Origin of the sequence: Curtobacterium sp. MCJR17_055, from assembly GCF_003224335.1 — a bacterium.
Classification (GTDB): domain Bacteria; phylum Actinomycetota; class Actinomycetes; order Actinomycetales; family Microbacteriaceae; genus Curtobacterium.
Genome location: NZ_QKLF01000006.1, coordinates 1 through 12,185, shown reverse-complemented (window position 1 = coordinate 12,185; position 12,185 = coordinate 1). Strand labels below are relative to the sequence as shown.

The window sequence follows — 12,185 nt, the reverse complement described above, 5'->3', positions numbered from 1 at the left end:
CGCGCCGCCTCGACGATCAGTCGTCGGACGGACGACGACGGTGCTGCTTCGTCACGGACCGCTGCTGCTTGGTCGCGAGACGCCGGCGCTGGGAGCCGCGCGTCGGCCGGGTCGCCCGCCGCGGTGGGCCGGGCGGGGCGAGTGCTTCCCGCAGGAGCTCGCGGAGTGCGTCGAGGGCGGCCTCGCGGTTGCGCAGCTGGGACCGTCGCTCGGACACCGTGACGGTGATCGTGCCCGCGACCGTCCGCCGGCCGAGCCGCTCGAGGACGCGTGTCCGCTGCTCCTCGGTGAGCGCCGCCGACGCCACGACGTCCCAGGTGAGCTGGACGCGGCTGTCGGAGGTGTTCACGTGCTGGCCCCCGGGGCCGGACGACCGCGAGAACCGCCAGCGCAGTTCGGCCTCGGGGATCGTCAGCCCCGACCCCACCTCGAGGTCCATGCGCCAAGGGTTGCACGATCTCCGCGCGGCCGGCTCGCTCCCGCTACCGCCGCGCCCGCGGGTGCGCCGTCTGGTAGACGTCCCGCAGCATGTCGGCCGTCACCAGCGTGTAGATCTGCGTCGTCGCGACGCTCGCGTGCCCGAGGAGCTCCTGCACGACACGGACGTCCGCCCCACCCTCGAGCAGGTGCGTCGCGAAGGAGTGCCGGAAGGTGTGCGGGGAGACGTGGTCGGCGAGCCCGGCACGTTCGGCCGCGGCCTGGATGACGAGCCAGGCGCTCTGCCGGGACAGCCGGGCGCCGCGTGCCCCGAGGAACAGCGCCGGGGTGCCGCTCCCGCGAGCGGCGAACACCGGCCGCGCCCGCACCAGGTAGGCGTCGACCGCCGCGCGTGCGTAGCTGCCGAGCGGCACGATCCGCTGCTTGTTCCCCTTGCCGGTGACCCGCACGACCGAGACGTCGGTGTCCTCGTCCGGGACCCCGTCGACACCGGCGAGCGTCGTCACGTCGTCGACGGAGAGCCCGACCGCCTCGGAGACGCGCGCGCCGGTCGCGTACAGCAGTTCCAGGAGGGCTCGGTCGCGGAGCTGTGCCGGTTCGTCACCGACCACCGCGCCGAGCAACCGCTCCATGTCGTGCACGGAGATCGCCTTCGGGAGCCGCATGGGCGCCTTCGGCGGACGCACGGAGGCGCCGGGGTCGAGCGGTAGCCAGCCCTCCGCCGCCGCGAACGCACTGAACGACCGCACCGAACTGAGCATCCGGGCGACCGACCGCGGTGCGAGCGGCCCGTCCGGCCTCGTCGCGAGGTGCTGCACGAACCCGGCCAGGTCCGCGCGCGCGAGCCGCCCGACGTCGTCGAGGACCGCCGCCCCACCGGCCCGGTCGGCACCGGCGGAGTCGACGACCGGCTGCGTGCCGACCCAGTCCCCGAAGGTCGAGAGGTCGCGCCGGTAGGCGGACAGGGTGTGCTGCGACAGGCCCCGCTCGATCGCGATGTGCCGCAGGTAGTCCTGCACGGCACGCTCGAACGGCATCACCCGACGAGGCTACCGGGACGCGGGCTCCGGCCCGGAGGAGCTACTCCGCCGAGGACGCACCGTCGCCGGACGCCGCCGGGGCCGCCGCCTCCGTCGGGGCCGGCGCGTCCGCCGCGTCCGCGGCGTCCGCCGCGAGGGCCTTCCGACGCTGCACGACCTGCACCGCGATCGCGACCGGCACCGCGGCCAGGGCGACGGCGCGGAGCCACGGCCGGTCGAGGGCGTGCCGGGTCGCGTGGTCGAGCGACACCGGGCCCGGGCCGCCGAGGGCGAACATCGCCGCCGAGAAGCCGAGGAACGCCGGCAGCTCCAGGCCGCCGTCCGCGTTGAAGAAGCCGTTCGGCGTGTGCACGCTGGAGGCCACCCCCATGGTCGTGGCGGCACCGGCGCCGGCGATCGGCGTGGCGAGGCCGAGCGCGAGGGCGGCACCGGACCCGGCCTCGCCGATGCCGGCCAGGACGGCGTTGCGGCGGCCGGGCCGGAAGCCCATCGCGTGCATGCCCTGGGCGGTGCCGTCGATGCCGCCGCCGCCGAACGCACCGAAGAGCTTCTGGGCGCCGTGCGAGACGAGCACCGCTCCGAGTGCGATGCGGAGCAGGGTCGTCGCGGTGACGGCTGCGGTGGTGGTGCGCGAGCTCATGGGGGTCCTCCCGGTCGTCGGTGTCCGGCCACCCGTCGACGCGGGTGAGCACGGTGCCGCCGACGGTACGCCGTGTCAGCCCTGCGAGCGGCGCTCGATGGCGTCGACCGCGAGCGTCGCGACGATGAGCGCCGAGTTGTGCAGCCGACCCGCGAGGATCCCCTCCAGCAGTTCGGCGCGCGGCACCCAGCGGATGACGATGTCGGCTTCCTCGGCCTCGCGCTCGAAGGCGGACTCGGTCGCACGCACGCCGGTCGCGCGGTACACCTCGATGAACTCGTTGCTGCCACCCGACGAGGTGTTGTAGCGCACGAGGTGCTGCCACTCGTCGGCCTCGACGTCGGCCTCCTCCGCGAGCTCGCGCTTCGCGGCGGTGAGGTGGTCCTCGCCCTCCTGGTCGAGCAGCCCGGCGGGCAGCTCCCAGTCGCGCAGCTGGACCGGGTGCCGGTACTGCTGGATGACGAGGACGCGGCCTTCGTCGTCCTCCGCGTACACGGCGACGGCGCCGGTGTGGTCCACGTACTCACGGACCATGTCGGAGCCGTTGTAGTCGATGTGGTCACGGGTGATGTCCCACACCGCGCCCTCGAACACCCGCTCGGAGGCGGTGACGTGGTGGGAGGCGGTCTCGTCGGCGATCGGTGCGTCAGTCACCTCGCCATCCTGCCCCACCCGGCCCGGGCGGGCCCACGGGCTGTGGACAGACGGACGGGAGGCTCCCCACCAGCTGGTGGTGGGCCCACGCCGGCCGGTTCCTGACCGACGCGCCAGCGGCGGTCCGGCCGTGCCCGGTGGGGAGCCTCCCGTTCGTCGTCCGGTCGCGACCGCGACCCGACCCACTAGGCGACCGCTTCGGTCTCCGGGTCGAAGAGCCGCGTCGACTCGTTGCGCTCGATCGCCGCACCGACGAGGCCCGCGAAGAGCGGGTGCGCGCGGTTCGGACGCGACCGGAGCTCCGGGTGCGCCTGGGTGCCGATGTAGAACGGGTGCTCCGCACGGTCCAACTCGACGTACTCGACGAGCGTGCCGTCCGGCGAGGTACCCGAGAAGCGCAGGCCGGCGTCCGCGATCTGCTCGCGGTAGTGGTTGTTCACCTCGTAGCGGTGACGGTGACGCTCCGACGCCTCGGTCGCGCCGTACAGCTCAGCCGCCAGGCTGCCGTCGGTGAAGTGCGCCGGGTACATGCCGAGCCGCATCGTGCCGCCCAGGTCACCGCCCGCGATGATGTCGACCTGCTCCGCCATGGTCGCGATGACCGGCGTCGAGGTCTCGGGGTCGAACTCGGTGCTCGACGCGTCGAGCAGACCGGCCTCGTGGCGGGCGTACTCGATGACCATGCACTGCAGGCCGAGGCACAGCCCGAGCGTGGGGATGTTCTGCTCACGCGCGAACTTCAGCGCGCCGAGCTTGCCCTCGATGCCGCGGATGCCGAACCCACCGGGGATGCAGATGCCGTCGACGTCGCCGAGGTTCTTCGCGGCGCCCTCGGGGGTGATGCACTCGTCGGACGCGACCCACTTCAGCGTGACCTTGGCGGTGTGGGCGAAGCCGCCCGCGCGCAGGGCCTCGGTGACGGACAGGTACGCGTCCGGCAGGTCGATGTACTTGCCGACCAGGGCGATCGTGACGGCCTTCTTGGGCTCGTGCACCGCGGTCAGCACGCCGTTCCAACGCGACCAGTCGACGTCGTGCGCCTCGAGGCGGAGGGCCTCGATGATGACCTGGTCGAGGCCCTGGTCGTGCAGCATCGTCGGGATGTCGTAGATCGAGGGGACGTCCACGGCGTTCACCACGGCGTCCTCGTCGACGTCGCACATCAGGGCGATCTTGCGCTTGTTCGCGTCCGAGACGGGGCGGTCCGAGCGGAGCACGAGGGCGTCGGGCTGGATGCCGATCGAGCGGAGCTGCGCGACCGAGTGCTGCGTCGGCTTCGTCTTCTGCTCGCCGGAGGCGTTCATGAACGGCACGAGCGAGACGTGCACGAAGAAGACGTTGTTCCGGCCGAGCTCGTGGCGCACCTGGCGGGCCGCCTCGATGAACGGCTGCGACTCGATGTCGCCGACCGTGCCGCCGACCTCGGTGATGATGACGTCGGGCTGCGGGTCGTTCTCCGCCTGCTCGCGCATCCGCCGCTTGATCTCGTCGGTGATGTGCGGGATGACCTGCACGGTGTCACCGAGGTACTCGCCGCGACGCTCCTTGGCGATGACCGTCGAGTAGACCTGCCCGGTCGTGACGTTCGCCGACTGGGCGAGGTCGATGTCGAGGAAGCGCTCGTAGTGGCCGATGTCCAGATCGGTCTCGGCGCCGTCGTCGGTCACGAAGACCTCGCCGTGCTGGAACGGGTTCATGGTGCCCGGGTCCACGTTGAGGTACGGGTCGAGCTTCTGCATGACGACCTTGAGGCCGCGTGCCGTGAGGAGGTTGCCGAGGCTGGCCGCCGTCAGGCCCTTGCCGAGAGACGAGACGACCCCGCCGGTCACGAAGATCTGCTTCGTCACCTTCGGGGTCTTGCTGTCGATGCGCGCTGTGCTTGCCTGGGTACCGCTGCTGAGAGTGTCCGCCACGGGATTCCATCGTACGTCAGAAGTGCCGGGAGGCGCGACCCGCGTTCGCCGGGCGCGTTGCGTCCGGAGCGTGGTCGCCGACGCGGGGCGGGCCTCCGGGCCGTCAGGCGGACCGACCGGCGACCTCGAGGAGTTCGCGTGCGTGCTCCATGCCGCTGGCGCTGTCGCCGAGACCGGAGAGCAGCCGTGCCATCTCCTGCAGGCGGTCGTCGCCCTCGAGGCGCCGCACGCTCGACGAGGTGACCGCGCCGCTGGCGTCCTTGACGACGTTGAGGTGGTTGTTCGCGAACGCAGCGACCTGTGCGAGGTGCGTGACCACGATGACCTGCGTGCGCTCGGCGAGCGCCGCCAGGCGTCGGCCGATCTCGATCGCAGCAGCGCCGCCGACACCCGCGTCGACCTCGTCGAACACGAACGTCGGGACCGTGGTGCTCCCGGCCATGACGACCTCGATCGCGAGCATCACGCGGGAGAGCTCACCGCCGGAGGCACCCTTGCCGATCGGTCGGGGGTCGGTGCCCGAGTGCGGCTGCAGGAGGATCGCCACCTGGTCCCGCCCGTGGCGACGGAACTCGCCCGCGTCGGTGACCTCGACCACGAGGGTCGCGCCGGCCATCGCGAGGCTCTTCAATTCGGCGGTGACCCGCTTCGCGAGGTCCGTCGCCGCCTTGCTCCGCACCTTGGTGAGGGTGGCGGCGGCGGCCTCGAGGGCGACCAGGTCCGCCTCGACGGCCTGCTGGAGTCCGACGATCCGGTCGTCGTCGCCGTCGAGTTCGAGCAGCCGGTCCGAGGCGCGCTGACCGTAGGCGATGACGTCCTCGACGGTGTCCCCGTACTTCCGGGTCAGTCCGGCGAGCAGGGCGCGGCGCTCGTTGACGAGTTCGAGGTCGTGGCCCGCTTCCGGCTCGAGCGAGCCGATGTAGCTCGACAGCGACGCCGAGGCCTCACTCGCCTGGATCCCGAGCTCGGTGAGCTGTTCCAGCACCGGCTGCAGGGCCTGGTCGACGTTCGCCACCCGTTCGATCGCACGCCGTGCGGACTCGACGAGGCCGATGACGTCGGGCCCGTCGAGCGACTCGCTCGAGACGGCCTCGTGCGCGAGCCCTGCGGACAGTCGGAGCTCCTCGAGGTTCCCCAGCCGCTCGGCGCGTTCGGCGAGCTCGGTGTCCTCGCCCGGCTGCGGGTCGGCTGCCTCGATCTCCTCGGACGCCTCGCGGAGCCGCGCGGCCTCGGCGAGCCGTTCGTCCCGGTCCCGCGTGAGCGTCTCGAGGTCCCCGGCGTGCTGCTGCCAGGCGTCGTACACGGCGACGTACTTCGCGAGGGCCTTCTCGATCGCGCCGGCACCGAACCCGTCGAGCGCGGCCCGCTGCGCCGACGCCGAGGTCAGCCGGATCTGGTCGGACTGGCCGTGCACGGTGACGAGCTGGTCGGCCAGTTCGCCGAGCACGGCGACGGGCGCGCTGCGGCCCCCGACCGTGGCGCGGCTGCGACCCTCGGCGGAGACCGTCCTGGTGAGGATGAGCTCGCCGTCCTCGACCGTCCCGCCGGCGTCCTCGACCCGCTCGGCCACGGCGGCGTGGTCCGGCAGGTCCCAGCGTCCCTCGACGACCGCGCTGGACGCCCCGCGACGGACGGACCCGGCGTCCGCCCGGGCGCCGAGGAGCAGGCCGAGCGCGGTGACGATCATCGTCTTGCCGGCTCCGGTCTCACCGGTCACGACGGTGAAGCCCGGGCCGAGCTCGAGCGTGGCGTCGCCGATCACGCCGAGGTCGGAGATGCGGATTTCCTCGATCACTGGATGTGCTCCTGCTGCTGGTTCACGTCGTGGTGCCGGTGGTCGTGCTCGTGTTCGTCGTCCGGGCGGCCGGCTGGGTCGCTGACAGGTCAGGCCGGACCGGCGCGGTGGTCGCACGAGGGCGTCACTGGACGTCCTCGTCGTCGCGCTGCGGGCCGCGCCAGCCCGCGACCGGCAGGCGGAACTTCGCCACCAGCCGGTCGGCGAACGGAGCGTCCTTGAGCCGCGCCACCCGCACCGGATCCGGCGACCGGCGCACCTCGACCCGCGCTCCGGGAGGCAGGTCGTGCGTCCGGCGTCCGTCACACCACAGCACGCCCACGCCGCTCGTGCGCCGCAGGACCTCGACCGCGAGGACGCGGTCCGGACCGACCACGATCGGCCGGGAGAACAGGGCGTGCGCGCTCAGCGGGACCATGAGGATGGCGTCGACGTCGGGCCACACGACGGGGCCGCCCCCGGAGAAGGAGTAGGCGGTGGACCCGGTCGGCGTGGAGAACACCACGCCGTCGCACCCGAAGGAGGACAGCGGTCGGCCGTCGACCTCGGTCACGACCTCGAGCATGCGCTCGCGCGAGGCCTTCTCGACCGTCGCCTCGTTGAGCGCCCAGCTCGAGTAGACGATCTCGTTGCCGACCACCACGTCGACCTGCAGGGCGACGCGCTCCTCGACCTTGTACTCGCCGGTCAGCGCGCGTTCGACCGTCTCGGCGAGTCCGTCGCGCTCGCTCTCGGCGAGGAAGCCCACGTGGCCGAGGTTGACCCCGACGATCGGTGCGGAGGTGCCTCGGGCCAGTTCGGCAGCGCGGAGGATCGTGCCGTCCCCGCCGAGGACGATCACGATCTCGATCTCGTCCGGGCGCACGTCGACGCCGAGGATGTCGACCTGTCCGACCGACGCTTCCGCTCGGCGGACGTCGGCGTACTCGTCGAAGGGCATCACCGGGGTGAGGCCGGCGGCGTGGAGGATGTCACAGACCTCGACAGCGGCGTCGATCGAGTCGCGCCGCCCGGTGTGCGAGACGAGCAGGATGTGTCGTTCATCGCTCATGGAGCTCCCTCCGCCAGTTCCGTCGCCCGGACGATCCATTCTGTCGGGTTCTCCCCGCGACCCCGCTGGAGACGCGCGAGGTACTCCTGGTTGCCGTGCGTGCCGACGATCGGCGACGGCGCCAACCCGGCCGTCCCGAAGCCCAGGTCCCACGCTGCCCAGAGGACGTTCATGAGGGCGTCCTGCCGCAGCGACGCGTCGCGGACGATGCCCTCGCGGATCCCGGTGCGGCCCACCTCGAACTGCGGCTTCACGAGGAGGACGAAGTCGTCGGCGGGCACGGCCTCGACCAGTGCCGGCAGGACCATGCGGAGGCTGATGAACGACAGGTCACCGACCACCAGGCTGGTGTCCGCCGCGGCCGGGTCGAGGGCGAGGTAGTCGCTGCTCGTGAGGTTCCGGGCGTTGACCCCCTCCACCACCGCCACACGGTCGTCCAGGGCGATCTCGGGAGCGAGCTGGCCGTGTCCGACGTCGAGGGCGACCACACGGGCCGCGCCTCGCGACAGCAACACCTGGGTGAACCCGCCCGTGGAGGCGCCGACGTCGAGCACGGTCCGCCCGCTCGGGTCGACGTCGAACGCGTCGAGTGCGGCGACGAGCTTGAGCGCAGCGCGGGAGACCCATTCGTCCTCGGCGTCCACCGTGACGTCGGACGCAGCGGTCACCGGCGTCGACGCCTTCACCACCGGCACACCGTCGACCGTGACACGTCCGGCCTGGATCAGGGCAGCGGCGGCCGTGCGGGAGCGAGCGAGGCCCCTGGCAGCGACGGCCGCGTCGAGGCGCTGCGTGGAGGCGCGGTCGCCCGTCGCTGGCCTGTCACCGGTCGCTGCTGTGTTGCCGGTCTGTGCTGCGTTGCCGGTCTGTGCTGCGTCGCTGGTCTGTGCTGCGTTGCCGGTCTGTGCTGCGTCGCTGGTCTGTGCTGTGTTGTTGGTCACTGCCGTGGCACGCTCTCCGGGGCGGGGCGTCGACGACGTGAGCGGCGCCCCCTGGTCACGGGCTGTGCCGCGGTCAGGCACGTGCGGCCCCACCCTGCTCGAGCCGGGTCCGGAGGTCGTCGTGCAGGGCTGAGAAGGCGTCCGCACGCTCCGCGAGTGGCATGGCTTCCACGGCCTCGGCACGCCGTCGGAGGGAGCCGCCGAGGTCGCCGCCGAGGTCGCCAGATCCGCCAGCTGCACGCACGGCACCGTCCGCTGCAGGATCGTCGTCGCCGGTCGACGTGCTGCTCGCCGCGCCGTTCTGCGATCCCATCCCCAGCGGCTCGTTGAGCGCCTCCGCGCCCAGCGCGTCCGTGTCCAGCGCCTCCGTGTCCAGCGCCTCCGTGTCGTTCGTCGGGGCGACGGGTCGCGGCGGACCGGGCACTGCACGCGGAGCTACCGGAACGGCCCGCGGGGGTCCTGGGACGGCCCGTGCAGTCGGGAGGACCGGCTCGGCAACGTCGTCGGTCCGGGCCTGGTCCACGCCCGTCACGCTACTCGCCGCCGTACAGCTTCGGGTCCACGTCCAGCCCGTAGATCGCCAGTCCGGAGTCCCAGATCGCTGTCGCGCCGGCACGCAACAGGTCCATGTCGTCCGGTCCGACTCGTTCGGCGCGGACGACGTGACCTCGCATGCTCACCGTCGACTCGCCGACCGTGACCCGGCGCGTGCCGTCCCGGTCCTCGTGCCGGATGGTCACCGGGTACGGCTCGTGCAGACCCCTGAGGTCTCGGAGCACGTACGTCGGTCGCGACCGCTGGTCCGCTGCGAGCACCTGCTTGGGCTGATCGATGCCGGTGAGCACGAGCACGCTCGGGATGCCGGCGTCGTTCGCGCCCTTGATGTCGGTGTCCAGTCGGTCACCGATGAAGAGCGGGCTCGCACCACCGAACCGAGCGAGGGCGGCGTCGAAGATCGGCCGCTCGGGCTTGCCCGCGACCACCGGCATCCTGCCGACGGCCTGGTGCACGGCCGCCACGAGCGTGCCGTTGCCGGGCGCGATGCCGCGCTCGACGGGGATCGACCAGTCCATGTTGGTGGCCACCCACGGTACGGAGGCGTCCGCCAGCGCGAAGGACGCCTCGGCGAGCTGCTTCCAGCCGAGCTCCGGGGCGAAGCCCTGGATGACGGCAGCCGGGTGGTCCTCCGCGCTGTCGGTGACGACGAAGCCGGCCTGTTCGACGATCGTCGTCAGGCCGAGCCCACCGATCACGAGCACGGTGGAACCCGCCGGAACCAGCGTCGCGAGGAGCCGCGCACCGGCCTGGGAGGACGTCACCACGTCGTCGGCGGTGACCTGCAGACCGTACTGCTCGAGGTGTTCCGCGACGTCCACCGGGCGCCGCGACGCGTTGTTCGTGATGTAGCCGACACGCGCCGTCGAGGCGGCCCGGGTCAGGGCCTCCACGGCGTGCGGAACAGCGTTCCGTCCGCGGTAGACGACGCCGTCGAGGTCGGTGAGGACCACGTCGACGCCGTCCACCGGCGGACGAGGGGTCTCAGCCTGCTGCGGACCCGTCGATGTCCCGCGGGTTGTCCTCGTCGCGCTCTCCGAGGTCGTCCCCGGCGACGCCGTCGGATTCGTCGTTCCCGAGGGTGCTGACGTACCCGTTGCCGGGCTCGGCGTCCCCGAGCTCTGCGTCGTCGAGCTCGCCGTCGTCGAGTCCGGAGTCGTCGGACTCGTCGCGTCCGGGCTCGCTGTCGAACCCGTCGTCTTCGAGCGCTTCCTCGACCACATCCACTGTCTCCCAAGCATCGTCTTCAGCGGCCTCGGCGAGAGCCTCGGCCGCACGGTCGACACGGGCCCACCATTCGTCGGCCTCGTCCTGGCGGCCGAGCTCCTCGAGCGTGGCCGCGTAAGCACTGTAGAGCGCCGGTGACCAGCTGTAGGCCGTGGACGGGTCGAGCTGTGGAATCTCGAGTTCGCCCAGCGCGGCTGTGGGGTTCCCGAGGTCGAGCCGGGCTCCGGACATCGCGATCGCGAGTTCCACCTGCACCGGCGTCTCCAGGGCGGCGCGGTCGACCGACCGACCCAGCTCGAGCGCACGCTCGGGTCGGCCGAGGCCGCGCTCACAGTCGACCATCATCGGCAACTGGTCGTTCCGGCCGGAGATGCGTCGGTACGTCCGGAGTTCCCGGAGCGCCGTCGCGAAGTCACCGAGCCGGTACGCCGTGATCGCAGCCGTCTCGCGGACGACGGCGACGCGGCCGGCACGACGAGCCGCGCTGAGGGCGTGCTGGTTCGCCAGCTCCGGGTCGGTGTCCACGAGCATCGCGGCGGTGACGAGGTGCCGGGCAACCCAGTCAGCGTTGTCCTTGCTCAGCGTCTTCAGCTCGGCACGCGCGGCGGGGTGCAGGTCACGCGCCTGGATCTCCTCGGGGATCTCCGGGTCATCGTGCCGCGGCCGGATCGACCGGGTGCCGTACGGGTCGCGGTCTTCCCAGTCGTCGCGGGCCGCCTCGCCGAACCGCGCGCCGGCCGAGCGCGAGCCGTCTCCGAACCGCTTCCGGTCGGCGCCGTCGCGGCCCGGACGGTCGTCGTCACGGCGCGGACGCCCTCCGTCGCGGAACGGACGATCGCTGTCACGCCGGGGCCGGTCGTCACCGCCGCGGAAGGGACGCGCCGGACCACCGGAACGAACCGGCCGGTCTCCGTCACGGCGCGGACGGTCATCGCCGCCACGGATGGGGCGGTCACCGTCACGACGCGGGCGGTCATCGCCACCACGGAAGGGGCGGTCAGACCCGCCGGAGCGGTAGGGGCGGTCACCATCGCGACGCGGCCGGTCATCGCCACCACGGAACGGGCGGTCAGACCCGCCGGAACGGTAGGGGCGGTCACCGTCACGACGCGGCCGGTCGTCGCCACTCCGGAACGGGCGGTCACCGTCACGACGGGGACGGTCATCGCCACCACGGAACGGACGGTCGCCGTCACGGCGGGGGCGATCGTCACCACCGCGGAACGGACGGTCTCCGTCTCGACGCGGCCGGTCGTCGCCACCGCGGAACGGACGATCCGAGCCCCCGGAGCGAACCGGGCGGTCACCGTCACGACGGGGTCGGTCGTCTCGACCACGGAAGGGACGGTCACCATCACGACGCGGACGGTCGGACGAAGGGCGGTCCGATCGCCACGAGGGGCGGTCCGAGCGCGCTCCACCCTCACGGAAGTCACGACCAGCCGGCCGCCGATCCGACGACTCGTTGGAGGGACGACCGGCGCCACGACGGTCGTCGCCACGCTGCCCCTCGCGGCGTTCGAAGTCGCGAGGTCCGGACGACCACCCACCGCGGTCACCGCTCCGCTGCGGACCGCCGTCGCGTCGAGGCCGGTCCTGACGGTCGCCGTCGCGCCCGTCTCGTCGCTGTTCGTCGTCGTTCGCCACCGTAGCTCCTCGTTGCGTGCCGAGATCAGATGTCCCGACGGTCGTCCGCTGTGTCGTTGTGTGTGGGCTGTGCAGCTCGCCCTGCGTCAAGTCCATCACGAACCCAGCGCAGAGTCGACCTGTGGAGCACCCTGAGAAAGAGAAATGGCCACCGACCCTCCCGAGAGCTCTCGCTCTCGATGGAGGGCCGATGGCCACATCTGTGAAAAGAAGTCCGGCGGCGTCCTACTCTCCCACAAGGTCCCCCTTGCAGTACCATCGGCGCTGAGAGGCTTAGCTTCCGG

At 72.2% G+C, this 12,185-nt stretch carries 11 protein-coding genes; all 11 read right to left on the bottom strand.

What is annotated here, in order from left to right; translation table 11 throughout:
- Positions 1–16: 16 nt before the first annotated feature.
- Positions 17–439 carry an alternative ribosome rescue aminoacyl-tRNA hydrolase ArfB gene (gene arfB / locus DEJ16_RS13720; RefSeq protein ID WP_110825830.1) on the bottom strand — a complete coding sequence of 141 codons (423 nt, stop codon included), beginning with the start codon at positions 437–439 and terminating at the stop codon, positions 17–19.
- A gap of 43 nt (positions 440–482) precedes the next feature.
- Positions 483–1,475: a site-specific tyrosine recombinase XerD gene (locus tag DEJ16_RS13715; protein WP_110825829.1), complete on the bottom strand. Its 993-nt coding sequence runs from the start codon at positions 1,473–1,475 to the stop codon at positions 483–485.
- Between the two features lie 43 nt (positions 1,476–1,518).
- Positions 1,519–2,118 (bottom strand): DoxX family protein, encoded by a 600-nt coding sequence (locus DEJ16_RS13710; RefSeq protein ID WP_110825828.1) that lies wholly within the window; start codon positions 2,116–2,118, stop codon positions 1,519–1,521.
- Positions 2,119–2,193: 75 nt separating this feature from the next.
- Positions 2,194–2,772 carry an NUDIX domain-containing protein gene (locus DEJ16_RS13705; protein ID WP_110825827.1) on the bottom strand — a complete coding sequence of 193 codons (579 nt, stop codon included), beginning with the start codon at positions 2,770–2,772 and terminating at the stop codon, positions 2,194–2,196.
- 185 nt (positions 2,773–2,957) lie between these two features.
- Positions 2,958–4,685 (bottom strand): CTP synthase, encoded by a 1,728-nt coding sequence (locus DEJ16_RS13700; protein ID WP_375232127.1) that lies wholly within the window; start codon positions 4,683–4,685, stop codon positions 2,958–2,960.
- Positions 4,686–4,788: 103 nt separating this feature from the next.
- Positions 4,789–6,480, bottom strand: coding sequence for a DNA repair protein RecN (gene recN / locus DEJ16_RS13695; protein ID WP_110825826.1), 1,692 nt, complete (start codon positions 6,478–6,480; stop codon positions 4,789–4,791).
- 124 nt (positions 6,481–6,604) lie between these two features.
- Positions 6,605–7,531, bottom strand: a complete 927-nt coding sequence (locus tag DEJ16_RS13690; protein WP_110825825.1) for an NAD kinase — start codon at positions 7,529–7,531, stop codon at positions 6,605–6,607.
- Positions 7,528–8,472 carry a TlyA family RNA methyltransferase gene (locus DEJ16_RS13685; RefSeq protein WP_110825824.1) on the bottom strand — a complete coding sequence of 315 codons (945 nt, stop codon included), beginning with the start codon at positions 8,470–8,472 and terminating at the stop codon, positions 7,528–7,530. The genes DEJ16_RS13690 and DEJ16_RS13685 overlap by 4 nt, the downstream gene beginning before the upstream one ends.
- Positions 8,473–8,545: 73 nt before the next feature.
- The gene (locus DEJ16_RS13680) at positions 8,546–8,785 is read right to left on the bottom strand and encodes a hypothetical protein (RefSeq protein WP_146232889.1); all 240 of its coding nucleotides are present in this window, start codon (positions 8,783–8,785) and stop codon (positions 8,546–8,548) included.
- Positions 8,786–9,005: 220 nt separating this feature from the next.
- Entirely contained in the window at positions 9,006–9,995 is a 990-nt protein-coding gene (locus DEJ16_RS13675) for an HAD-IIA family hydrolase (protein ID WP_258365994.1), read from the bottom strand.
- A 16-nt stretch (positions 9,996–10,011) separates the two neighbouring features.
- Complete coding sequence (locus tag DEJ16_RS16025) at positions 10,012–10,785, bottom strand: hypothetical protein (RefSeq protein ID WP_258365993.1); 774 nt, start codon at positions 10,783–10,785, stop codon at positions 10,012–10,014.
- Positions 10,786–12,185: the final 1,400 nt, after the last annotated feature.